This is a genomic window from Streptomyces sp. NPDC002935 (assembly GCF_040611295.1).
In the GTDB taxonomy this organism is placed as follows: Bacteria; Actinomycetota; Actinomycetes; order Streptomycetales; family Streptomycetaceae; genus Streptomyces.
This window is the reverse complement of record NZ_JBEXNW010000008.1, coordinates 202,739-225,140: the sequence shown is the minus strand read 5'-3', so window position 1 is coordinate 225,140 and position 22,402 is coordinate 202,739. Positions and strand designations below refer to the sequence as shown.

General features: G+C 71.2%; 19 protein-coding genes. 14 read left to right on the top strand and 5 right to left on the bottom strand.

The window, feature by feature from the left end:
- Positions 1–27: 27 nt before the first annotated feature.
- The 7 genes from pdhA (ABZX90_RS13630) (at position 28) to ABZX90_RS13600 (ending at position 8,417) form a co-directional block, all read left to right on the top strand.
- On the top strand, positions 28–1,197 hold the full coding sequence (gene pdhA / locus ABZX90_RS13630) for a pyruvate dehydrogenase (acetyl-transferring) E1 component subunit alpha (RefSeq protein ID WP_355204506.1): 1,170 nt from the start codon (positions 28–30) through the stop codon (positions 1,195–1,197).
- On the top strand, positions 1,194–2,198 hold the full coding sequence (locus tag ABZX90_RS13625; protein ID WP_351124113.1) for an alpha-ketoacid dehydrogenase subunit beta: 1,005 nt from the start codon (positions 1,194–1,196) through the stop codon (positions 2,196–2,198). Before pdhA (ABZX90_RS13630) ends, ABZX90_RS13625 begins: the two co-directional genes overlap by 4 nt.
- On the top strand, positions 2,198–3,706 hold the full coding sequence (locus ABZX90_RS13620; protein WP_355204503.1) for a dihydrolipoamide acetyltransferase family protein: 1,509 nt from the start codon (positions 2,198–2,200) through the stop codon (positions 3,704–3,706). The genes ABZX90_RS13625 and ABZX90_RS13620 overlap by 1 nt, the downstream gene beginning before the upstream one ends.
- Before the next feature lie 79 nt (positions 3,707–3,785).
- Positions 3,786–4,811, top strand: coding sequence for a DUF6457 domain-containing protein (locus ABZX90_RS13615; RefSeq protein WP_355204501.1), 1,026 nt, complete (start codon positions 3,786–3,788; stop codon positions 4,809–4,811).
- Positions 4,811–6,259: a molybdopterin molybdotransferase MoeA gene (locus ABZX90_RS13610; protein WP_351124104.1), complete on the top strand. Its 1,449-nt coding sequence runs from the start codon at positions 4,811–4,813 to the stop codon at positions 6,257–6,259. Before ABZX90_RS13615 ends, ABZX90_RS13610 begins: the two co-directional genes overlap by 1 nt.
- Before the next feature lie 49 nt (positions 6,260–6,308).
- Complete coding sequence (locus ABZX90_RS13605; protein WP_351124101.1) at positions 6,309–7,406, top strand: potassium channel family protein; 1,098 nt, start codon at positions 6,309–6,311, stop codon at positions 7,404–7,406.
- A gap of 30 nt (positions 7,407–7,436) precedes the next feature.
- Positions 7,437–8,417 (top strand): NAD(P)H-quinone oxidoreductase, encoded by a 981-nt coding sequence (locus ABZX90_RS13600; RefSeq protein WP_351124098.1) that lies wholly within the window; start codon positions 7,437–7,439, stop codon positions 8,415–8,417.
- A 347-nt stretch (positions 8,418–8,764) separates the two neighbouring features.
- Here ABZX90_RS13600 and ABZX90_RS13595 read toward each other — a convergent pair whose 3' ends face one another.
- A complete protein-coding gene (locus tag ABZX90_RS13595) occupies positions 8,765–9,304 on the bottom strand; it encodes a hypothetical protein (RefSeq protein WP_351124095.1) in 540 nt (179 codons plus the stop codon).
- 228 nt (positions 9,305–9,532) lie between these two features.
- On the opposite strand from ABZX90_RS13595, the gene ABZX90_RS13590 reads away from it, so the two are divergent.
- The gene (locus ABZX90_RS13590) at positions 9,533–10,075 is read left to right on the top strand and encodes a bacterial proteasome activator family protein (RefSeq protein WP_355204496.1); all 543 of its coding nucleotides are present in this window, start codon (positions 9,533–9,535) and stop codon (positions 10,073–10,075) included.
- 141 nt (positions 10,076–10,216) lie between these two features.
- On the opposite strand, the gene ABZX90_RS13585 is transcribed toward ABZX90_RS13590, so the two are convergent.
- Complete coding sequence (locus ABZX90_RS13585) at positions 10,217–11,830, bottom strand: protein kinase (protein WP_355204493.1); 1,614 nt, start codon at positions 11,828–11,830, stop codon at positions 10,217–10,219.
- Positions 11,831–12,135: 305 nt separating this feature from the next.
- Here ABZX90_RS13585 and ABZX90_RS13580 point away from each other — a divergent pair, with 305 nt between their 5' ends.
- Positions 12,136–13,698 carry a protein kinase gene (locus tag ABZX90_RS13580; protein WP_351124086.1) on the top strand — a complete coding sequence of 521 codons (1,563 nt, stop codon included), beginning with the start codon at positions 12,136–12,138 and terminating at the stop codon, positions 13,696–13,698.
- Between the two features lie 104 nt (positions 13,699–13,802).
- On the opposite strand, the gene ABZX90_RS13575 is transcribed toward ABZX90_RS13580, so the two are convergent.
- Both ABZX90_RS13575 and ABZX90_RS13570 read right to left on the bottom strand, forming a co-directional pair.
- Positions 13,803–14,255 carry a pyridoxamine 5'-phosphate oxidase family protein gene (locus ABZX90_RS13575; RefSeq protein ID WP_355204488.1) on the bottom strand — a complete coding sequence of 151 codons (453 nt, stop codon included), beginning with the start codon at positions 14,253–14,255 and terminating at the stop codon, positions 13,803–13,805.
- Between the two features lie 80 nt (positions 14,256–14,335).
- On the bottom strand, positions 14,336–15,001 hold the full coding sequence (locus ABZX90_RS13570) for a response regulator transcription factor (RefSeq protein WP_351124080.1): 666 nt from the start codon (positions 14,999–15,001) through the stop codon (positions 14,336–14,338).
- A 413-nt stretch (positions 15,002–15,414) separates the two neighbouring features.
- Between ABZX90_RS13570 and pdhA (ABZX90_RS13565) the strand changes: the two genes are divergently transcribed.
- Genes pdhA (ABZX90_RS13565) through ABZX90_RS13555 form a run of 3 tightly spaced genes read left to right on the top strand, consistent with a single transcriptional unit; the run spans position 15,415 to position 19,110 of the window.
- The gene (pdhA, locus tag ABZX90_RS13565; RefSeq protein WP_351124077.1) at positions 15,415–16,644 is read left to right on the top strand and encodes a pyruvate dehydrogenase (acetyl-transferring) E1 component subunit alpha; all 1,230 of its coding nucleotides are present in this window, start codon (positions 15,415–15,417) and stop codon (positions 16,642–16,644) included.
- A 2-nt stretch (positions 16,645–16,646) separates the two neighbouring features.
- The gene (locus ABZX90_RS13560) at positions 16,647–17,627 is read left to right on the top strand and encodes an alpha-ketoacid dehydrogenase subunit beta (RefSeq protein ID WP_351124074.1); all 981 of its coding nucleotides are present in this window, start codon (positions 16,647–16,649) and stop codon (positions 17,625–17,627) included.
- 10 nt (positions 17,628–17,637) lie between these two features.
- Entirely contained in the window at positions 17,638–19,110 is a 1,473-nt protein-coding gene (locus ABZX90_RS13555; protein ID WP_355204484.1) for a dihydrolipoamide acetyltransferase family protein, read from the top strand.
- A gap of 183 nt (positions 19,111–19,293) precedes the next feature.
- Here ABZX90_RS13555 and ABZX90_RS13550 read toward each other — a convergent pair whose 3' ends face one another.
- A complete protein-coding gene (locus ABZX90_RS13550; protein WP_351124069.1) occupies positions 19,294–20,190 on the bottom strand; it encodes a D-alanyl-D-alanine carboxypeptidase in 897 nt (298 codons plus the stop codon).
- A gap of 202 nt (positions 20,191–20,392) precedes the next feature.
- On the opposite strand from ABZX90_RS13550, the gene ABZX90_RS13545 reads away from it, so the two are divergent.
- Positions 20,393–21,067, top strand: a complete 675-nt coding sequence (locus ABZX90_RS13545) for a GntR family transcriptional regulator (protein ID WP_351124066.1) — start codon at positions 20,393–20,395, stop codon at positions 21,065–21,067.
- Complete coding sequence (locus ABZX90_RS13540) at positions 21,064–22,362, top strand: MFS transporter (protein ID WP_355204481.1); 1,299 nt, start codon at positions 21,064–21,066, stop codon at positions 22,360–22,362. Before ABZX90_RS13545 ends, ABZX90_RS13540 begins: the two co-directional genes overlap by 4 nt.
- The last annotated feature ends 40 nt before the right edge of the window (positions 22,363–22,402 follow it).

The window sequence follows — 22,402 nt, the reverse complement described above, 5'->3', positions numbered from 1 at the left end:
AAGCCGCTCCCACGAGGAGGTGCCGTCATGACGGTCATGGAGCAGCGAGGGGCCTACCGGCCCACGCCGCCGCCCGCCTGGCAGCCCCGCACCGACCCCGCGCCGTTGCTGCCCGACGCGCTGCCCCACCGTGTCCTCGGCACCGAGGCAGCCGCGCAGGTCGACCCGGCGCTGCTGCACCGTCTGTACGCGGAGCTGGTGCGTGGCCGCCGCTACAACACGCAGGCCACCGCGCTCACCAAGCAGGGCCGTCTCGCCGTGTACCCCTCCAGCACCGGACAGGAGGCCTGCGAGGTCGCCGCCGCGCTCGTGCTGGAGGAGCGCGACTGGCTCTTCCCCAGCTACCGCGACACCCTCGCCGCCGTCGCCCGAGGCCTCGACCCCGTCCAGGCCCTCACGCTCCTGCGCGGCGACTGGCACACCGGCTACGACCCGCGCGAGCACCGCATCGCGCCCCTGTGCACCCCCCTCGCGACCCAGCTCCCGCACGCCGTGGGCCTCGCGCACGCCGTCCGCCTCAAGGGCGACGACGTGGTCGCGCTCGCCCTGGTCGGCGACGGCGGCACCAGCGAGGGCGACTTCCACGAGGCGCTGAACTTCGCCGCGGTGTGGCAGGCGCCGGTCGTCTTCCTCGTGCAGAACAACGGATTCGCCATCTCCGTGCCGCTCGCCAAGCAGACCGCCGCCCCGTCGCTGGCCCACAAGGCCGTCGGCTACGGGATGCCCGGCCGCCTGGTCGACGGCAACGACGCGCTGGCCGTGCACCAGGTCCTGAGCGAGGCCATCGCCCACGCGCGCGCCGGCGGCGGTCCCACGCTCGTCGAGGCCGTGACGTACCGCATCGACGCCCACACCAACGCCGACGACGCCACCCGCTACCGAGGCGACTCCGAGGTCGAGACCTGGCGCGGGCACGACCCCATCGCGCTTCTCGAGCGCGAGCTGACCGAGCGCGGTCTGCTCGACGACGCCGCCCGGCAGGCGGTGCGCGACGACGCCGAGACGATGGCCGCGGATCTGCGCGAGCGCATGAACCAGGACCCGGTGCTCGACCCCATGGACCTGTTCGCCCATGTGTATGCCCAACCCACTACTCAACTGCTTGAGCAGGAGAGCCAGCTGAGAGCGGAGCTGGACGCCGAGGCGGACGGCTCGCACGGAGCGGGCCCGCACGGCCCGGAAGGAGCCGGGCGATGACGACCGTTGCCCTCAAACCGGCCACCATGGCGCAGGCGCTCGGACGCGCCCTGCGCGACGCCATGGCCGCCGACCCGGCCGTCCATGTCATGGGTGAGGACGTCGGCACCCTCGGCGGAGTCTTCCGGGTCACCGACGGGCTCGCCAAGGAGTTCGGCGACGACCGCTGCACGGACACCCCCCTCGCCGAGGCGGGCATCCTCGGCGCGGCGGTCGGCATGGCCATGTACGGCCTGCGACCGGTCGTGGAGATGCAGTTCGACGCGTTCGCCTACCCGGCGTTCGAGCAGCTGATCTCGCATGTGGCGAAGATGCGGAACCGCACGCGGGGCGCCATGCCCATGCCGATCACGATCCGTGTCCCCTACGGCGGCGGCATCGGCGGCGTCGAGCACCACAGCGACTCCTCCGAGGCGTACTACATGGCGACTCCGGGTCTCCATGTCGTCATGCCCGCGACCGTCTCCGACGCCTACGGGCTGCTGCGCGAAGCCATCGCCTCCGACGACCCGGTCGTCTTCCTGGAGCCCAAGAGGCTGTACTGGTCGAAGGATTCCTGGAACCCGGACGAGCCGCCGGCCGTTGAGCCGATAGGCCGCGCGGTGGTGCGGCGCTCGGGCCGGAGCGCCACGCTCATCACGTACGGGCCGTCCGTGCCCGTCTGCCTCGAAGCCGCCGAGGCGGCGCGGGCCGAGGGCTGGGACCTCGAAGTCGTCGACCTGCGCTCGCTGGTGCCGTTCGACGACGAGACGGTCTCGGCATCGGTGCGGCGGACCGGACGAGCGGTCGTCGTGCACGAGTCGGGCGGGTTCGGCGGCCCGGGCGGGGAGATCGCGGCCCGCGTCACGGAGCGCTGCTTCCACCACCTGGAGGCGCCGGTGCTGCGCGTCGCCGGCTTCGACATCCCGTATCCGCCGCCGATGCTGGAGCGGCACCACCTGCCCGGCGTCGACCGGATCCTGGACGCCGTGGGGCGTCTGCAGTGGGAGGCGGACAGCTGATGGCACAGGTTCTGGAGTTCAAGCTCCCCGACCTCGGGGAGGGACTCACCGAGGCGGAGATCGTCCGCTGGCTGGTGGAGGTCGGCGATGTCGTCGCCATCGACCAGCCCGTCGTCGAGGTCGAGACGGCCAAGGCGATGGTGGAGGTCCCCTGTCCCTACGGCGGCGTGGTCACCGCCCGCTTCGGCGAGGAGGGCACGGAACTGCCCGTGGGGGCACCGCTGCTGACCGTCGCCGTGGGCGCGCCGGCCACCGGCGAGGACACCGACGGCGACCAGGACGACCTGGGCGACGAGGGCTCCGGGAACGTGCTGGTGGGTTACGGCACGGGTGCGCCCCCGGCGCGACGCCGGAGGGTGCGCCCCTCGGACGGCACCGCGGCCGGTGGCCGACGAGCGGCCGGTGCGCCGGCGCGGACACCGGCCCCGGCGGGCACGGGCGCCCCGGCCTACCGGCGTGAGCCGGGCCTCCCCGAGCCCGTAGGCGCCGCACGGCCCGAGGCCGGAAGCCAGGCGCGGACCGCCCGGAACGGCGTCACCGCGACGCGAAGTGAGGGCCCCGTGCCGGTCATCTCGCCCATCGTGCGACGGCTCGCCCGGGAGAACGGCGTGGATCTGCGGGAACTGGAGGGCTCCGGCCCCGAGGGACTCATCCTGCGGGCCGACGTCGAGTACGCGCTGCGTGCGGCGGCGACCGGCCGGCTGCGATCGCCCGACGCGTCCGTCGTGGCGCCTTCGTCCGGCCGCGCGTCGGCCTCGTACGCGGACATCGCCTCGGTCGTGCCCGGTGCGGCCGACGTCTCCCGGGGCACCACCCCCCAGGGTGTCCGTGTCCCCCTCCGGGGTGTCCGCGGCGCGGTCGCCGACAAGCTCTCGCGCAGTCGGCGCGAGATCCCCGACGCGACCTGCTGGGTGGACGCCGACGCGACGGAGCTCATGCAGGCGCGCAGGGCGATGAACGCGGCCGGCGACCCGAAGATCTCCCTGCTCGCCCTGCTGGCCAGGATCTGCACCGCCGCGCTGGCCCGTTTCCCCGAGCTCAACTCGACGGTCGACATGGACGCCCGCGAGATCGTCCGGCTCGACCAGGTGCACCTGGGTTTCGCGGCGCAGACCGAACGGGGGCTCGTGGTCCCCGTCGTGCGGGACGCGCACACGCGGAACGCCGAGGGGCTGAGCGCGGAGTTCGGCCGGCTGACCGAGGCGGCGCGGACCGGGAGGCTGACCCCCGCGGACCTCACGGGCGGCACCTTCACGCTGAACAATTACGGGGTGTTCGGCGTCGACGGCTCCACGCCGATCATCAATCACCCCGAGGCGGCCATGCTCGGCGTCGGCCGCATCATCCCCAAGCCCTGGGTGCACCAGGGCGAGTTGGCGGTGCGCCAGGTCGTCCAGCTCTCGCTCACCTTCGACCACCGGGTGTGCGACGGCGGTACGGCGGGCGGTTTCCTGCGGTATGTGGCGGACTGCGTGGAGCAGCCGGCGGTGCTGCTGCGGACCCTGTAGCCCCGGCGGTCCTGTCACCCCCGGCCGCGTGCCGTGCCCCGGGGGTGGCAATGATCCTTCGGGCGCCCATACTCGGGGCATGACCGCGTACGAGCCCCAGGGCGCGACCGGGCGATCGGGCGGCTCCGGCCCGCCGGGCACTCCCGGTGCCGATGCCGTGTACGACGCCGTCGTGCTCGCGGGCGGGGCGGCCCGGCGGCTCGGCGGCGCGGACAAGCCCGGAGTGAGGGTGGGCGGCCGGGCGCTGCTGGACCGGGTGCTGGCCGCGTGCGCCGGCGCCACCCGCACCGTGGTCGTGGCCGAACCCAGGGCCACCGCACGCCCCGTGGAGTGGGCCCGCGAGGACCCGCCGGGCGGGGGACCGCTCGCCGCCCTGGACGCCGGGCTGCGGCACACCACGGCGCCCCGCGTCGTCGTGCTCTCGGCCGACCTGCCCTTCCTGGAGGAGGGGACGGTACGGCGCCTGCTGGACACCCTTCGGGCGGGCGACACGCACAAGCCCACGCCCGATTCCCAGGACGACAGCCCGGCCCGGTACGGACACGGCGTACCGCCCGACGGCGTTCTCCTCACCGACCCCGACGGGCGCGACCAGCCCCTTGTGGCCGTCTACCGCGCGGACGCGCTGCGCCGTGAGCTGGCCGTCCTCGCGTCCACGCACGGGGGACTCGGCGGGCTGCCGCTACGACGGCTCGTCGCCGCCCTCGACCTCACTCGTCTCTCCGACCCCGTCGCGTCCTTCGACTGCGACACCTGGGACGACATCGCCGCCGCTCGGGCACGCATCAGGGAGCATGGGCACGTGTTGGATGAATGGATTTCCGCAGTCAAGGACGAGCTGGGCATCGACCTGGACGTCGACACCGGCGTTCTGCTCGACCTGGCCCGCGACGCCGCGCACGGGGTGGCCAGGCCCGCCGCCCCGCTGACCACGTTCCTCGTCGGATACGCGGCCGCACGGGCCGGCGGAGGACCGGAGGCGGTCGCCGAGGCAGCCCGCAAGGCCGCGGCGCTCGCGCTCCGCTGGGCCGACGAGGACGCCGCCGCCGAACCGGGCGTCGCCGACACCGCGCCGCCCACCACCGCCGCCGAACCGGACGCCTGATGACGGCCGCCCGCTCCACCCGGGACAGCCAGGACGCCGACGACTTCGATGTCGAGGAGGCGCTCGCCCTGGTCAAGGAGGCCGCCACCCGCGAGCCCGGCGCGCCAGGCCGGGCGGACAGCGCCGCACCGGGCCCCCAGGGAACGGACACGGCAGCGGTCCCCGCGCCCACGGCCCAGGACAGCGGCCACGGCAAGCACGCCCATCACAGGTCCACTCCATGGCCCGAGGCCCGGGCCGTCGCCGAGCGGGCCGCCCGCTCCGTGCCCCGCCGCACCCCCGTCTCGGTCCCCCTCGACGCCTCCCTCGGCCTCGTCCTCGCCGCGCCCCTGACCGCACTCACGGACCTCCCCTCCTTCGACACCTCCGCCATGGACGGCTGGGCGGTCGCCGGACCCGGGCCCTGGGAGGTACGGGAGGACGACGTACTCGCCGGGCACGCGGCCCCGGAGCGGCTCACCGACGGCGAGGCGGTCCGGATCGCCACCGGGGCGCGGGTCCCGCGGGACGCGACCGCCGTCCTGCGCAGCGAGCACGGCCGCCTCGACGACAAGGGGCGGCTGCACGCGAGTGACGCGCAGACGCCCGGTTCCGCCCGGCCACGGGGGAGCCTCGCGGTCGCGCACGGGCAGGACATCCGCCCGCGCGGCCAGGAGTGCCGCAGCGGCGACCAGCTTTTGCCGCTCGGAGCGCTGGTCACCCCGGCCGTGCTGGGCCTCGCGGCGGCCTCCGGCTACGACACGCTCGCCGTCGTTCCCCGCCCGCGCGCCGAAGTTCTCGTGCTCGGCGACGAGTTGCTCACCGAGGGACTGCCCCAGGACGGGCTCATCCGGGACGCACTCGGTCCCATGCTGCCGCCGTGGCTGCGGGCGCTCGGCGCCGAGGTCGTCGCGGTGCGCAGGCTCGGCGACGACGCCAAGGCGCTGCACAAGGCGATCACCAACTCCCGGGCCGACCTGATCGTCACCACCGGCGGCACCGCGTCGGGCCCGGTCGACCACGTCCACCCCACGCTGAGCCGTATCGGCGCCGAACTGCTGGTGGACGGCGTCAAGGTGCGGCCGGGACATCCGATGCTGCTGGCCCGCACCCAGGAGAACCAGCACCTCGTCGGCCTGCCCGGCAACCCCCTCGCCGCCGTCTCCGGGCTCCTCACGCTCGCCGAGCCGCTGCTGCGCACCCTGGCCGGACGCGCGGCCCCAGAGTCGTACACGCTGCCCCTGAAGGAATCCGTGCAGGGCCACCCGTACGACACCCGGCTCATCCCCGTCTCGCTACGTGGCGACCGTGCCGCGCCGCTGCATTACAACGGCCCGGCGATGCTGCGGGGCATCGCCGCCTCCGACGCGCTCGCGGTCGTACCGCCGGGCGGTGCGAGAGCCGGCCAGGAGCTGGAACTCATCGATCTGCCGTGGGCCACCGCGGGGATCGACGCGTGCTTCCTCTGAGCCGGGTCGAGGGCGGGAGCGGTATGAATCCGAACGGGGTGTGTTTCACGTGAAACTTCCGGGCCAGGATGCGATCGCCCGCCAGGCGGACGAGCATCTCGTGACCCATCGCGTGAAGCTGCCGCGGAAGGTCGTGGAACGTCCGATCCGGCAGGTCGCCAAGCGGCTGGCGATGGCCCTGCTGGTGCTCGTCGCCACCGCGCTCATCGTCTGGTTCGACCGGGACGGCTACAACGACAGCTCGGACGGCAGCGTCGATTTTCTCGACGCCTTCTACTACGCGACGGTCACCCTCTCCACCACCGGATACGGCGACGTCACCCCGACCAGCGACATCGCCCGGCTCATCAACATCCTGGTCATCACGCCGCTGCGGGTGCTCTTCCTGATCATCCTGGTCGGCACCACGCTGGAGGTCCTCACGGAACGCACCCGTGAGGAGTGGCGCCTGAACCGCTGGAGGGCGGCTTTGAGGGATCACACCGTCGTTGTCGGCTTCGGAACCAAGGGACGGTCGGCCGTCGAGACCGTCTGCGCGACCGGGCTCAAGAAGGAACAGGTCGTGGTCGTCGACCCGAGCCCCAGGGTGGTCGACGCGGCGACGGCCGACGGGTACGCGGGTGTGATCGGGGACGCCACGCGCAGCGATGTGCTGATCCGCGCCGAGGTTCACAAGGCGCGGCAGATCATCATCGCCACCCAGCGGGACGACACCGCGGTCCTGGTCACGCTGACGGCCCGGCAGCTCAACCGCGGTGCGAAGATCGTCGCCGCCGTGCGTGAGGAGGAGAACGCGCCGCTGCTCAAGCAGTCCGGCGCCGACGCGGTCATCACCAGCGCCAGCGCGGCCGGCAGGCTGCTCGGGCTCTCGGTGCTCAGCCCCGCAGCGGGCATGGTGATGGAGGACCTGATCCATCAGGGCAGCGGGCTCGACATCGTCGAACGGCCCGTCATAAAGGCCGAGGTGGGCATGGGCGTCCGCGAGACCACCGACCTGGTGGTCAGCGTCGTACGGGGGCATCGCGTGCTCGGATACGACGATCCGGACGTCGGCACGCTGCAGTTGACGGACCGGCTGATCACCATCGCGCGCGTCACGCGGAACACCCAGGTGACACCGGGCATCCGGCCCCTGCCGCAGGACTAGCCGACGCCGCTCAGGAGTAGCGTCCCCCTCATGTACGCGATCACGATTCCTGAACCTGGTGGGCCCGAGGCGCTGGTGTGGGACGAAGTCCCCGATCCGGTGCCGGCCGAGGGCGAAGTGCTGGTCGAGGTGGGGGCCAGCGCCGTCAACCGTGCGGATCTGCTGCAGCGGCAGGGCCTGTACAACCCGCCGCCCGGGGCCTCCCCCTACCCCGGACTCGAATGCTCGGGGCGGATCGCCGAGGTCGGCCCGGGCGTCCTGGGCTGGGCGGTCGGCGACGAGGTGTGCGCGCTGCTCGCGGGCGGCGGATACGCGCAGAAGGTCGCCGTCCCGGCCGGGCAGCTGCTGCCCGTGCCCGCCGGCCTGGACGTCAAGCAGGCGGCGGCGCTGCCCGAGGTGACGTGCACCGTCTGGTCGAACGTCTTCATGGTCGCCCACCTGCGCCCCGGCGAGACCCTGCTCGTGCACGGCGGCTCCAGCGGCATCGGCACCATGGCGATCCAGCTGGCGAAGGCCGTCGGCGCGAAGGTCGCGGTCACGGCGGGCACCAAGAAGAAGCTCGACTTCTGCGCGGAACTTGGCGCGGACATTCTGATCAACTACCGCGAGCAGGACTTCGTCGAGGAGATCAAGCGGGCCACCGGCGGGGCGGGTGCCGATGTCATCCTCGACAACATGGGAGCCAAGTACCTCGACCCGAACGTGCGCGCCCTCGCCGTCAACGGACGGCTGGCCATCATCGGCATGCAGGGCGGCATCCAGGCGGAGCTGAACATCGCCACCCTCCTGAACAAGCGCGCCGCCGTCAGCGCGACCTCGCTGCGTGCCCGGCCGCTCAGCGAGAAGGCGGCGATCGTGGCGGCCGTGCGGGAGCACGTCTGGCCGCTGATCGACTCCGGCCATGTACGTCCGGTCATCGACCGCGAGCTGCCCATGAGCGACGCGGCGGGGGCACACCGGGTGCTGGAGGAGAGCAGCCACATCGGAAAGGTGCTGCTGGTCGCTCCCTAAAACCTGTCCGGCGGATCATGCCGGAGACGCGGGGCCTGGCACGCCCTCCCCCAAGCTCTTCGAGCAGGGGGGACCCCCAGCGGCGTTGTCGTCGGTTGCCGATGCTTCGCATCGACGCCCTCCTCCGCCTTGCAGTTGCACGCACCAGGCCCCGCTCACGTGCGCTGATCAGGCGCCGCAGGTTTCCTCCGACTTGATCCGCCGGACAGGCCCTAGCGCCCGGCCTGCTTCCTGGGCGCGCCACGGCGCCGAGGGCGCAATCGGACCCTCGGTGTGCCGTGCGCCCGAGGAGACAGGGCGATGAGCACGACAGTGTGATGAGGCGCGCCGCTTCCCTGCGGTGCGCCTCAGCCGCGTCGTACCCGCAGGGCCACGAAGGCCAGCCCCAGTCCGAGGCCGATGAGGATCAGGCCGCTGCCCAGCGGCAGGATCTGCAGGACCGGCTCGGGGGTGGAGCCGGGGCCCACGACGCTCTGCTGGACGGGGACCACGTCGTTCCGCGAGGGCTCGGGGGCCACGCTCACCCCGGTGAGCCCGGCGTCCGCGGCGCCGTCGGGGTCCGGGTCCTGGAGGTCCGGGGTGTCCGCGTCGTCGCGGGGGGCCGGCTCCGGCCGGCCGGGCCGCACGCGTCCCTCGCCCGCGATGCTGCCCGCACGGGAGGAGTCCGCCGTGGGGGTGGGCCTGGTGGGATCCGAGGCGGCGGGGCTGCCCATGTCCGCGACAGAGGTCCCTTCGGCAGCGGTCCCTTCGGCGGACGGTACCGGCGCGGCGGCGTAGGAGGGGGCCGCGGAGCGCGTGGGGGCGGCGTTCGCAGGGTGGCCGGCGCCGTTGAGCAGGGCGGCCGCCAGCAGTCCGGCCGTGGGCAGCGTGCGGAGCCATGGAGTCACGCCGGTGACCCCCTCCCGGTGCGGTTCGCCAAGACGGGTGCCGTGATCGACGGAACAAGCCTCACATGACCCCGTGATCCCGGCATCTCGACGGAAAGTGACCGCATGCGCGCAGTTCAGGGGCCGTCGAGCCCCGTCCCATGGCGAACTGTGCCGTCGGACGTGGTGGATCACCGTGTACGGGGGGCACCACCGTGATGGAGTACGTGGGTGCGAGAGAATGGCGGCATGGAGATGCCGAGGAACGAACGGTCGCCGGAGAACCCTCAGATCCTGGTTGTCGGCCAGGACGGAATGGCTCTCGGTGGCACCGGGGACCAGGACTCCCGCGAGATCCCGGTGACGGAGATGGTGGAACAGCCCGCCAAGGTGATGCGTATCGGCAGCATGATCAAGCAGCTGCTGGAGGAGGTGCGCGCCGCACCTCTGGACGAGGCCAGCCGCGTCAGGCTCAAGGAGATCCACGCGAGTTCGGTGAAGGAGCTGGAGGACGGTCTGGCCCCCGAGCTCGTGGAGGAACTGGAGCGGCTCTCCCTGCCCTTCACGGACGATCAGACGCCCAGCGACGCGGAACTGCGGATCGCGCAGGCTCAGCTGGTGGGCTGGCTGGAGGGACTCTTCCACGGGATCCAGACGACCCTGTTCGCCCAGCAGATGGCGGCCAGGGCGCAGTTGGAGCAGATGCGCCGAGCCCTTCCGCCGGGTGTCGGCGGCCTGGAGGGCGACGAGGACCCCCGCACAGGAGGCCGCTCGGGCGGACCGTACCTGTAACCACGCAGGTCACCGAACCACCCCAGTCACCCCAGCACCCGAGGTCACCCCGACCGGAACGGGCCCGGCACCGAAGTGCCGGGCCCGTTCCCGAATCCGCTGCCGAGCGCTTCCGGACCGCTCCGATCGCCCGGCGGCCCGTCAGGAGGGGTCGCCCGAGGACACCTTGAGCTCGATCTCGGGCATGTTCTTGGGGGCGACGTCCGTGCCGGCGGAGGGGAACTGGTCCATGATCGTGTCCTCGCCGTACGTGTTCTCGTCCACACGCGTGATCTTCATCTGCCAGCCGGCGGCCTGGAAGCAGGACTTCACCGAGGTGAGGTTCTTGAAGCGGAAGTTCGGGATCTCGATCTTGTCCGGGTCGTTGTACGACTCCTGCGGGTCCGTGCACTTCTCGGTGTCGATCGTCTTCGACGTGTCCGGACCCTTGTGCCCCGCCACCACGGTGGGGGACTTGCTGGCGTCGCCGCCGCCCTTGCCGCCGTCGCCGCTTCCGCCGTTCATGCTGAGCGCCGTGAGCAGGCCGCCGATCGCGATGAGCGCGACCAGGACGGAGCCGATCACGACCGACTTGTTGCTCTTGCCCCCGCCCGAGCCGCCGGTGGCCGGCTGGGGTGCGAGGTTGTACGGCGGCGGGGTCGACGTGCCGTGCTGCTGGGAGTACGCGGCGGTCTGCGGCGGGTTCGGGTAACCGCCCTGCTGCGGGTAGCCGTACGCGGGTGCGGGGGTGTGCGCGCCGTACGGTCCCGGCTGGTACGGAGTCTGTACGGGGCCCGGGGCGGGGGTGCCCTGATCGACCGGCGGGAAGACGGCGGAACCGACGCCCGAGCCGCTCGGCGTCTGGGCGCCCGGCACGATGTTCGGCGCGGCGGCCTGGAACGACTGTGCGACCCGCAGGCACTCGTCCCGCATGATCTCGGCGCTCGGGAAGCGCTCGTTCGGGTTCTTCTTCAGCGCGCGGGCGATCAGCGCGTCCACCGCCGGGGGCAGCGAGCGGTTGACCGAGGAGGGCGCGACCGGCTCCTCCTGGACGTGCGCGTAGGCGATGGCCAGCGGGGAGTCCGCCTCGAACGGCAGCCGCCCGGTGACCAGTTGGAACAGCATGATGCCGACCGAGTACAGGTCGGACCGGGCGTCGACGCCCCGGCCGAGAGCCTGCTCCGGGGAGAGGTACTGCGGGGTGCCGACGACCATGCCGGTCTGCGTCATGGAGGTGACACCGGACTGCATGGCGCGGGCGATGCCGAAGTCCATGACCTTGACGACGTTGCGCTTCGTCATCATCACGTTGCCCGGCTTGATGTCCCGGTGGACCAGGCCCATCTCGTGGCTGATCTCCAGGGCCGCCAGCACGTCCGCGGTGATCTTCAGAGCCTTGTCGGCGGGCATCGCGCCGTACTGCTGGATGTCCGCGTCGAGGACCGAGCCGAGCGGCTTGCCCTCGATGTACTCCATGACGATGTACGGCGTCGTCATGCCGTCGAGGTCGTCCTCGCCGGTGTCGAAGACCGAGACGATGTTCGTGTGGGTGAGCTTGGCCACCGACTGGGCCTCGCGGCGGAAGCGCTCGCGGAAGGCCTGCTCGCGGCCGAGTTCGGTGTGCAGGGTCTTGATCGCGACCTGACGGTCGAGCACCGAGTCGTACGCGAGATGCACCGAGGCCATACCGCCCTCGCCGAGCAGATCGCGCAGCTGGTAGCGGCCGCCGGCGACCGCACGCCCCGCGTACCGGCCCTGTGCGCCGTCCTGGCTCATTTTCTGCGTCCCCCGCGGCCTTGGTGATCGATTGGCTTATTCCGGGCCAAGTCTGCCCGAGGGCACGGACACGTCAAGCTCGGTGCCCGTTCCGTGACCGTCTGCGAAAGAAGCGTCGCGGAAGCGTTACAGGTGGCGTACGGCCGGTACACGGAATTTGCACACACGGACCTGTGACGGGTTTGATGGCCGGTCCATCTCACGCTCATCTCGGGCCGACGCCATGCGCAGAGCCTGTAGCGTGGCCCGACGGAGACCGTAACAACCACCGCGCAGACCGCGGGCAGAAACGACGGCGAGGACTGATGGCACAGCAGCAGCGCGCTCAGGGCCCGTCCGACCCCGAGGCGACTGGCGGCGGTATGTCAGATGCGCCGGAGATGTGGGGTAACGGCGGGCTGGTCGGCGACGGACGATATCGGCTGACCCGCAGACTCGGCCGGGGCGGTATGGCCGAGGTGTTCGCCGCCGAGGACGTGCGTCTCGGGCGGACCGTGGCGGTGAAGCTGCTCCGTTCCGACCTGGCCGAGGACCCCGTTTCCAAGGCGCGCTTCACGCGCGAGGCCCAGTCGGTCGCGGGCCTCAACCACCATGCGGTCGTCGCCGTGTACGACTCGGGCGAGGACGTGGTCGGCCACGGCGTCGTCCCGTACATCGTGATGGAGATCGTCGAAGGCCACACGATCCGCGATCTGCTGATCAACGCCGAGGCCCCCGGGCCCGAGCAGGCGCTGATCATCGTCTCCGGTGTTCTGGAGGCGCTCGCCTACTCGCACCAGCACGGCATCGTGCACCGCGACATCAAGCCGGCGAACGTCATCATCACGGAGACCGGCGCGGTCAAGGTGATGGACTTCGGCATCGCGCGCGCACTGCACGGCGCGCAGTCGACGATGACCCAGACCGGCATGGTCATGGGCACACCGCAGTACCTCTCCCCGGAGCAGGCGCTCGGCAAGGCCGTCGACCACCGCTCCGACCTGTACGCGACCGGCTGTCTGCTCTACGAACTTCTCGCGCTGCGGCCCCCGTTCACCGGGGAGACGCCGCTGTCGGTGGTCTACCAGCACGTCCAGGACATCCCGGTGCCTCCGTCCGAGGTCGCGGACGGGGCGCCGCCGGAGCTCGACGGGCTCGTCATGCGCGCCCTCGCGAAGGATCCGGACGACCGGTTCCAGACCGCCGAGGAGATGCGCGGCCTCGTCCAGTACGGGCTGCAGATGCTGTACGACCAGGGCAGCCACACCGGCACCTGGAACACCGGCCCGGTCACCCTGCACGAGGGGCTGCACACCCCGGCGTCCGGCTTCGCCGGCACCGCCGCGCTGCCGCACCCCGGTGACTCCGGAACCACGCAGATCCCGGCGCCGCTCATCCCGCCCTACCGTGGCGGCGGTGACGACGGCGGCTTCGAGGGGCACGGCAACAAGGGCGGCGGCCGCGGCAGGCTGTGGATCCTGGCGGTCTTCGCCGTGATCGCGATCGCGGCGGGTGTCGCGCTGGCGCTCAACAACACCGGTGGCGGTGGGGGCACGGGGAGCAGCACCACGCAGTCGCCGACCAGCAAGCAGTCCGACAAGGACGACGAGTCCACCAAGAAGCCGAGCGACGAGGCGACGGACGACTCCACGGACGACACGTCGGACGACTCGACCAACACCGGCGACGACACGGACTACCCGCCGTCGTACGAGCCGTCCCAGAGCGTCACCAGCCAGCCGCCGTCGTACGAGCCGACCGACAAGCCGACGAAGACGGCACCGACCACGGAGGATCCGACGGAGGAGCCGACCCCTCCGACCGAGGAGCCGACGCCGAGCGATCCGGCGGGCGGCACCGAGAGCCCCGCCGCCGGGGTCCTGGGCTGACCGCATAGGGCAGGCTCCGAACGGAACCCGCCGGGAACACCTTCCACGCGCGCGTGCGGCCCACAACGGGCTTCACGCGCGCGTGGCGTTGGGTGTCCTGTCTGTCACAGGAGGTGCTGGAACCGCCGCTCCAGGCCGCCGTCCGTCGAGTGCACGCTGGAGAACCGGGGCGCGATGCCGAGATAGACCGGCTCGAACGGCTCGCCGTCCACGAGCCGCGGCGCGGGGCCGAAGAGCTCCACCTCGGCGGCGGTCGGCTCGATGGGCTCGCACCGGCCGACGACCTGCACGGACCACAGGCTCTCGCCCCGCCCCGCGGAGCTCAGGTTGTCGGTGCCGTACGCGACGACGCTCCCGGCGCAGGCGTGGTGGTATCCGCAGCTGCGGGGCATGCGCAGCAGGATGCGGCCGTCGACCACGATGTGGCGGGCGAAGGCCAGGAAGGGCAGCGCGCGCATGCTGGTGGCGACCCGGCCGTGGTCGGTGCGGCCGATCAGTTCCACGGCGAGCTGCACGTCGGCGGGCCGCTCGGTCGTCGAGCGTTCGTCGGTGGGCATACCGTTCAATGTCCGGCACCGAGGGTGCGCGAAAAAAGAGGCACCCGCCCCCCGAAGAGGGGCCATAAGTCCCGAATCGTTCAGTGGTGCTGTTGTTCCGCCTGAATGCGGGCCACATAGGCCGCCGCCTGCGACCGGCGCTGCATTCCCAGCTTGGACAACAGGCTCGACACGTAATTCTTGATCGTTTTCTCGGCGAGGTGCAGTCGCTCGCCGATGACGCGATTGGTGAGCCCTTCGCCGATCAGATCGAGAATCCTGCGTTCCTGGTCGGTGAGACGCGCGAGCCGGTCGTCGCTCCTGGCGCCGCCTCCGTCCCGCAGCCGCTCCAGGACGCGGGCGGTGGCCACCGGGTCGAGCAGGGATTTTCCGGCCGCGACATCGCGTACGGCCGCGAGCAGCTCGGTGCCGCGGATGTCCTTGAGGACATAGCCCGAGGCGCCGGCCATGATCGCGTCGAACAGGGCCTCGTCGTCGGCGTACGAGGTCAGCATCAGGCACTTGATGTCCGCGTTCCCGGAGCGGATCTCGCGGCAGACCTCCACGCCGCTGCCGTCCGGGAGGCGCACGTCCAGGACGGCCACGTCCGGACGGGTGGCCGGGATCCGGACCAGTGCGTCGGCCGCCGTACCGGCCTCCCCCACGACTTCGATGTCGTCCTCGACCGAGAGCAGTTCGTGGACTCCGCGGCGGACCACTTCGTGGTCATCAAGGAGGAATACGGTGATTTTCCCGTTTTCACGCACGCTGTCAGTGTCACACACGATCATGGGCATTGCCCCAGGTGAACTCTTCCCGAGCCCGGGGTGGCCGGGATAACGTGCCGGTGTTCCGGCCCCCTGCAAGGCTGTGACCAGTGCTGTGACCAGCGACTGTTCCCGATCTGCTCGATCTAGTAGGAAATCCACGTATCCAAGTACTTGGATTTCCTATCAAAATCGCAGGTCAGGAGGGGTTTCACAGAATTGTGAAGCACTGGGTAACGTGACTGTTGCAGGGCGCTCGCCGGGGCACCTGTCACGCCTGTTCCCGGCCGAGTGGCACCCACCCCGTGCACGGGTGCCGGAACAGGCGAGCCGCTCCCCCGAGCTCAAACCGCGAGCGAGGGGGACCCCAGCCTGCCGGCAACCCCGGGGGCCGGACCGACGGAGGAGCACACGTGACCGTGGAGAGCACTGCCGCGCGCAAGCCGCGACGCAGCGCCGGTACGAAAAGCGCCGCGAGCGCCAGTACGACCGGTACCAAGAGCGCCGCGAGCAGGAGCGCGGGCGCGGCCGCCAAGAAGTCGCCCGGGGCGACGGGCGGCGAGCCGGAGCTCATTCAGCTGCTGACCCCGGAAGGCAAGCGGGTCAAGGACGCCACGTACGACCCGTACGTCGCCGACATCACCCCCGAGGACCTGCGCGGTCTGTACCGGGACATGGTCCTGAGCCGCCGCTTCGACGCGGAGGCCACCTCCCTGCAGCGCCAGGGCGAGCTGGGCCTGTGGGCCTCGATGCTCGGCCAGGAGGCCGCCCAGATCGGTTCGGGCCGGGCCACCCGCGACGACGACTACGTCTTCCCGACCTACCGCGAGCACGGCGTCGCCTGGTGCCGCGGCGTCGACCCGACCAACCTGCTCGGCATGTTCCGGGGTGTGAACAACGGCGGCTGGGACCCGAACACCAACAACTTCCACCTGTACACGATCGTCATCGGCTCGCAGACGCTGCACGCCACCGGCTATGCCATGGGCATCGCCAAGGACGGCGCCGACTCGGCCGTGATCGCGTACTTCGGTGACGGCGCCTCCAGCCAGGGCGACGTCCTGGAGGCCTTCAACTTCGGGGCGGTCTACAACGCTCCCGTGGTGTTCTTCTGCCAGAACAACCAGTGGGCGATCTCCGAGCCGACCGAGCGCCAGATGCGCGTGCCGCTCTACCAGCGCGCGCAGGGCTTCGGCTTCCCCGGCGTCCGTGTCGACGGCAACGACGTCCTCGCCTGCCTGGCGGTCACCAAGTGGGCGCTGGAGCGGGCCCGCAGCGGCGAGGGCCCCACCCTGGTGGAGGCGTACACCTACCGCATGGGCGCGCACACCACCTCCGACGACCCGACCAAGTACCGGGCCGACGAGGAGCGCGAGGCGTGGGAGGCGAAGGACCCGATCCTGCGCCTGCGCGCGTACCTCGAGGAGACAAACCTCGCGGACGAGGCATTCTTCGCGGAACTCGAGACCGAGAGCGAAGCGTTGGGCAAGCGAGTACGCGAAGTCGTACGGGCCATGCCGGACCCGGATCACATGGCCATCTTCGAGAACGTGTACGCGGACGGGCACACGCTCGTCGACGAGGAGCGCGCCCAGTTCGCCGCCTACCAGGCGTCGTTCGCGGACGCAGGGGAGGGCAAGTAGCCATGGCGACGGAAAAGATGGCGCTGGCCAAGGCGATCAACGAATCGCTGCGCACGGCGCTCGACGCCGACCCCAAGGTCCTCATCATGGGCGAGGACGTCGGCAAGCTCGGCGGTGTCTTCCGGGTCACCGACGGGCTCCAGAAGGACTTCGGCGAGGAGCGGGTCATCGACACCCCGCTCGCCGAGTCCGGCATCGTCGGCACCGCGATCGGCCTGGCCCTGCGCGGCTACCGCCCGGTCGTGGAGATCCAGTTCGACGGCTTCGTCTTCCCCGCGTACGACCAGATCGTCACCCAGCTCGCGAAGATGCACGCGCGGGCCCTGGGCAAGATCAAGCTCCCCGTCGTCATCCGCATTCCGTACGGCGGCGGCATCGGCGCCGTCGAGCACCACTCGGAGTCCCCCGAGGCGCTCTTCGCGCACGTGGCGGGCCTGAAGGTGGTCTCCCCGTCGAACGCCGGCGACGCCTACTGGATGATGCAGCAGGCCATCCAGAGCGACGACCCGGTGATCTTCTTCGAGCCGAAGCGGCGCTACTGGGACAAGGCCGAGGTCAACAAGGACGCCATCCCCGGCCCGCTGCACAAGGCGCGGGTGGCGCGCGAGGGCAGCGACCTCACCCTGGTCGCGTACGGCCCGATGGTGAAGGTCTGCGTGGAGGCCGCCGCGGCCGCCCAGGAGGAGGGCAAGTCGATCGAGGTCCTGGACCTGCGCTCGATGTCCCCGATCGACTTCGACTCCATCCAGGCCTCGGTCGAGAAGACCCGCCGCCTGGTCGTGGTGCACGAGGCCCCGGTGTTCCTCGGGACGGGCGCGGAGATCGCGGCCCGCATCACCGAGCGGTGCTTCTACCACCTGGAGGCACCCGTTCTGCGGGTCGGCGGCTATCACGCCCCGTACCCGCCGGCCCGCCTGGAGGACGAGTACCTTCCGGGCCTGGACCGGGTGCTCGACGCCGTCGACCGCTCGCTGGCGTACTGAGGAGAGAGTCGTGACGACGATGACTGAGAACGCGTCGGGACTCCGCGAGTTCAAGATGCCCGATGTGGGCGAGGGACTCACCGAGGCGGAGATCCTCAAGTGGTACGTCCAGCCCGGTGACACCGTCACCGACGGCCAGGTCGTCTGCGAGGTCGAGACCGCCAAGGCCGCGGTCGAACTGCCGATCCCGTTCAACGGTGTGGTGGCCGAGCTCCACTTCCCCGAGGGCACGACGGTGGACGTCGGCCAGGTGATCATCGCGGTGGACGTGTCCGGTGGGACGGCGCCCGCGCAAGCGGCCCCGGCCGCCGGGCAGGCGCCCGTCGCTGCTGCCGTTCCCGCTGCTCCCGCCGCCCCGGTGGCGGAGTCGGCCCCCGCCGAGGAGGCCAAGCCCGAGGGCCGCAAGCCGGTCCTCGTCGGGTACGGCGTGGCGGAGTCCTCCACCAAGCGGCGCCCCCGCAAGGGAGTCGAGGTCCCGGCCCAGGAGAGCGAGACGCTCTACGCGGCCACCGCGATCCAGGGCGAGCTCAACGGCCACGGGCACACCGCCGCCCAGCAGCGGCCCCTCGCCAAGCCCCCGGTCCGCAAGCTCGCCAAGGACCTCGGGGTCGACCTGGCGACGGTCACCCCGTCGGGCCCGGACGGCATCATCACGCGGGAGGACGTCCACGCGGCGGCCGCCCCGGCGCAGGCACCGGCTCCGGCCGTTGTTCCGGCTCCGGCTCCGCAGGAGGCCCCGGTCCGCGTCCAGCCGCAGGCCCCGGCCGCGTCGTACGACGGCGCGCGGGAGACCCGTGTCCCGGTCAAGGGTGTCCGCAAGGCGATCGCCACCGCGATGGTGGGCTCGGCGTTCACCGCGCCGCACGTCACCGAGTTCGTGACCCTCGACGTGACGCGCACGATGCGCCTGGTCGAGGAGCTCAAGCAGGACAAGGACATGCAGGGGCTGCGGGTCAATCCGCTGCTGCTCGTCGCCAAGGCCCTGCTGGTCGCGATCAAGCGCAACCCCGCCGTCAACGCGTCCTGGGACGAGGCCAACCAGGAGATCGTCCAGAAGCACTATGTGAACCTGGGCATCGCCGCCGCCACCCCGCGCGGCCTGATCGTGCCGAACATCAAGGACGCCCACACCAAGACCCTGCCGCAGCTGGCCGAGTCGCTGGGCGAGCTGGTGGCCACGGCCCGCGACGGCAAGACCTCGCCGGCCGCGATGCAGGGCGGCACGGTGACGATCACCAACGTCGGCGTCTTCGGCGTCGACACGGGCACGCCGATCCTCAACCCCGGCGAGTCCGCGATCCTCGCGGTAGGCGCGATCAAGCTCCAGCCCTGGGTCCACAAGGGCAAGGTCAAGCCCCGTCAGGTCACCACGCTGGCGCTGTCCTTCGACCACCGTCTGGTCGACGGCGAGCTCGGTTCCCGGGTCCTCGCCGACACGGCCGCCGTCCTGGAGCAGCCCAAGCGGCTGATCACCTGGGCGTGAGCCGATCGGCCGGGGGATGTGAGTCCCGCCGGCCGCCCTGACAGGGATGCCGTATGCGCCGAGGGCGCCTCTTCTCACAGGAGAGGCGCCCTCGGCGTTTCGAGCCGGGATCCCGACCGGCCCGCACAACGTGAAAGGGGCCTGCCGCGCACCGCGCGGCAGGCCCCTTTCACGACTGCGTGCCTACTTGGCGAAGCCGTAGCTCATCAGCTTCTTGGCGTCCGACGTGCGGGCGTCGATCGACGTGGAGGCGAGCACCGTGCCGATGACCGTCTTGCCGTTGCGGGTGGCGGCGAAGACGAGGCAGTACTTCGCCTCGGGGCCCGAACCGGTCTTGACGCCGATCGTGCCGGTGTAGCCGGTCAGCAGGGGCTTGTTGGTGTTCTCCCACGTGTAGTAGCGGTAGCCGCCACTCGCGGTCGTCACCTTCTGCTTGGTGGACACGGTCTTGACGATCGTCTTGAACGTCGAGCTCTTCATGGCGCTGCTGGCGATCTTCGTCAGGTCGCGCGGCGTCGAGTAGTTGTTGCCGTTACCGATGCCGTCGAACGAGTCGAAGTGCGTGTGCGCGAGGTGCAGGCTCGTCGCGGCGGAGTTCATCTTGCCGATGAACGACTTCACGCGGGCGGCGCGCGTCGTGCCCGAGCCGAACTTGTCGGCGAGCGCGTAGGCGGCGTCGCAGCCGGACGGCAGCATCAGCCCGTAGAGGAGCTGACGGACGGTGACCTTGTCGCCGACGATCAGGTGGGCCGAGGAGGCGGTGTTGGCGACGATGTAGTCGCTGTAGGCCTTCGCGACCGTGACCTTGGCGTCCAGGTTCAGGTTCGGCTGAGCCAGCACCACCTTGGCCGTCATGATCTTCGTGGTGGAGCCGGTGGACAGCGGGGTGTCCGCCGCCTTGGTGTAGAGGGTCGTGCCGGTGCCATTGTTCATGACATAGCCGCCCTTGGCGGCGATCGTGGGCGTGGCCACGGCGCCCGCGGGCGCGGCGCCGAAGGCTCCGGCAGCCAGCACGGCGCCGGTCGTGAGGGTCACAGCGGCGGCCCTGCGGAAACGCGTGCCCTTAATGCCGGTAATCAAAATGAACGCTCCGTATGCGCGAAATGCCCCTGGGAGAACGACACATGGCAGTGCCGTCTCACGTTCGGACTCGCGGGGCGGGCAAAGGGATGTACGGCGAACGAGTGGAAATCATGTGACCTGGGTTACACCTGGGGTGGGTTGAGGTCCGCATGCTGACATCACTCCGGGCATGCGTACGTGTTGTATCTATGATGTGCGCATGCCTACAGCCCCACCCGCGCCGATGCGACCTCCCGTGAAGCAGCCGCCCGCCGCCGACCGCGTCTACGCACACGTCAAACAGGGTGTCCTGGAGCGCCGTTACGAGGGCGGGTCCCTGCTGACCGAGGGCGAACTCGCCGACGCGGTGGGCGTCTCGCGCACCCCGGTCCGTGAGGCGCTGCTCCGGCTGGAAGCCGAAGGACTGATCAGGCTCTATCCGAAGAAGGGCGCGCTCGTCCTGCCGGTCTCCGCCCAGGAGATCGCGGACGTGGTCGAGACCCGCCAGCTCGTCGAGGAGCACGCCGCGCGCAAGGCCGTACCGGCATCGCCGCAGCTTCTGGCCCGCCTCGAAGAGCTGCTCGCCCAGCAGAAGGAGCAGGCCGCCGCCGGGGACCTGTCCGGCGCCGCCGTCACCGACCGCTGCTTCCACGCCGAGATCGTCCGCAGCGGCGGCAACGAGATCCTCTCCCGGCTCTACGACCAGCTCCGCGACCGGCAGTTGAGGATGGGAGTCGCCGTGATGCACGCCCACCCCGACCGGATCACCAAGACCCTCGTCGAGCACGAGCAGATCCTCCAGGCGCTGCGCTCCGGCGACGCCGACGCGGTCGTCGACCTCATCCACGGACACGTCAGCTGGTTCTCCAACCTGGCGCGGGGCGAGGTCCGATGAGTTCCTCGGCCACGCTGCCCGGCGACCCGCCCGGCGGCCGGCGCGCGATCGCCGTCTGGGGAATCGGCGTCTCCGTCTACTTCGTCGCGGTCATCTTCCGTACGTCATTGGGGGTGGCCGGACTCGACGCGGCGGACCGATTCCACGTGGGCGCCTCCGCCCTGTCCACCTTCTCCATCCTCCAGCTCCTCGTGTACGCGGGCATGCAGATACCGGTGGGGCTGCTGGTCGACCGGCTCGGCACCAAGAAGGTGCTGACGATCGGCGTGGTGCTGTTCACGGCCGGTCAGCTGGGCTTCGCGTTCTCCTCGTCGTACGGCATGGCGCTCGCCTCGCGCGCCCTCCTGGGCTGCGGCGACGCGATGACGTTCATCAGCGTGCTGCGGCTCGGCACGCGGTGGTTCCCCGCCCGGCGCGGACCGCTCGTCGCGCAACTCGCGGGCCTGGTCGGCATGGCGGGCAACCTCGTCTCGACGCTCGTGATCGCCCGGTTGCTGCACGGCGTGGGCTGGACCTCCGCGTTCGCCGGCAGCGCGGCCGCCGGTGTGCTCGTCCTCGTTCTCCTGCTGCTCTTCCTGAAGGACCACCCCGAGGGACACGAGCCGGAGCCGTTCCCGCACCGGGGCGCCGCGTACGTCCGTCGGCAGATCGCCGCGTCCTGGCGGGAACCCGGCACCCGGCTCGGTCTGTGGGTGCACTTCACCACCCAGTTCCCGGCGATGGTGTTCCTGCTGCTGTGGGGGCTGCCGTTCCTCGTCCAGGCGCAGGGTCTTTCGCGGGCCACGGCCGGTGAGCTGCTGACGCTCGTCGTCCTGTCCAACATGGTCATCGGACTGGTGTACGGGCAGATCGTCGCCCGGCACCACACGGCACGGCTGCCGCTGGCGCTGGGCACGGTCGCGGCGACGGCGTTCGTGTGGGCGGGGGTGCTGGTGTACCCCGGCGAGCACGCGCCGATGTGGGTGCTGGTCGTGCTGTGCACCGTGCTCGGGGCCTGCGGACCGGCCTCGATGCTCGGCTTCGACTTCGCGCGGCCCGCGAATCCGCCGGAGCGTCAGGGGACCGCGTCCGGGATCACCAACATGGGTGGTTTCGTCGCCTCGATGACGACGCTGCTGGCCATCGGTGTGCTGCTCGACGCCACCGACGACAACTACCGTGTCGCCTTCGCCGCCGTTTTCGTGCTCCAGGCGGCCGGGCTGAGCCAGATCTTCCGGCTGAGGAAGCAGGCGGCCCGTCGGGAGCGGGAGCGGCTGGTGGCCAGCCGGGTGGAGACGGTGCACGTACCGGCGTAGCCGCCGAAGGGCATGCCCCTCCGCACCTGCCCGTCCTGAC

Bases quoted from the DNA above. Each gene is read 5' to 3' on its own strand.
- ABZX90_RS13625 (WP_351124113.1), top strand. From the start codon at position 1,194: ATGACGACCGTTGCCCTCAAACCGGCCACCATGGCGCAGGCGCTCGGA.
- ABZX90_RS13545 (WP_351124066.1), top strand. From the start codon at position 20,393: ATGCCTACAGCCCCACCCGCGCCGATGCGACCTCCCGTGAAGCAGCCG.
- ABZX90_RS13620 (WP_355204503.1), top strand. From the start codon at position 2,198: ATGGCACAGGTTCTGGAGTTCAAGCTCCCCGACCTCGGGGAGGGACTC.
- ABZX90_RS13590 (WP_355204496.1), top strand. From the start codon at position 9,533: ATGGAGATGCCGAGGAACGAACGGTCGCCGGAGAACCCTCAGATCCTG.
- ABZX90_RS13560 (WP_351124074.1), top strand. From the start codon at position 16,647: ATGGCGACGGAAAAGATGGCGCTGGCCAAGGCGATCAACGAATCGCTG.
- pdhA (WP_355204506.1), top strand. From the start codon at position 28: ATGACGGTCATGGAGCAGCGAGGGGCCTACCGGCCCACGCCGCCGCCC.
- ABZX90_RS13575 (WP_355204488.1), bottom strand. From the start codon at position 14,255: ATGCCCACCGACGAACGCTCGACGACCGAGCGGCCCGCCGACGTGCAG.
- ABZX90_RS13610 (WP_351124104.1), top strand. From the start codon at position 4,811: ATGACGGCCGCCCGCTCCACCCGGGACAGCCAGGACGCCGACGACTTC.
- ABZX90_RS13600 (WP_351124098.1), top strand. From the start codon at position 7,437: ATGTACGCGATCACGATTCCTGAACCTGGTGGGCCCGAGGCGCTGGTG.
- ABZX90_RS13585 (WP_355204493.1), bottom strand. From the start codon at position 11,830: ATGAGCCAGGACGGCGCACAGGGCCGGTACGCGGGGCGTGCGGTCGCC.
- ABZX90_RS13580 (WP_351124086.1), top strand. From the start codon at position 12,136: ATGGCACAGCAGCAGCGCGCTCAGGGCCCGTCCGACCCCGAGGCGACT.
- ABZX90_RS13540 (WP_355204481.1), top strand. From the start codon at position 21,064: ATGAGTTCCTCGGCCACGCTGCCCGGCGACCCGCCCGGCGGCCGGCGC.
- ABZX90_RS13615 (WP_355204501.1), top strand. From the start codon at position 3,786: ATGACCGCGTACGAGCCCCAGGGCGCGACCGGGCGATCGGGCGGCTCC.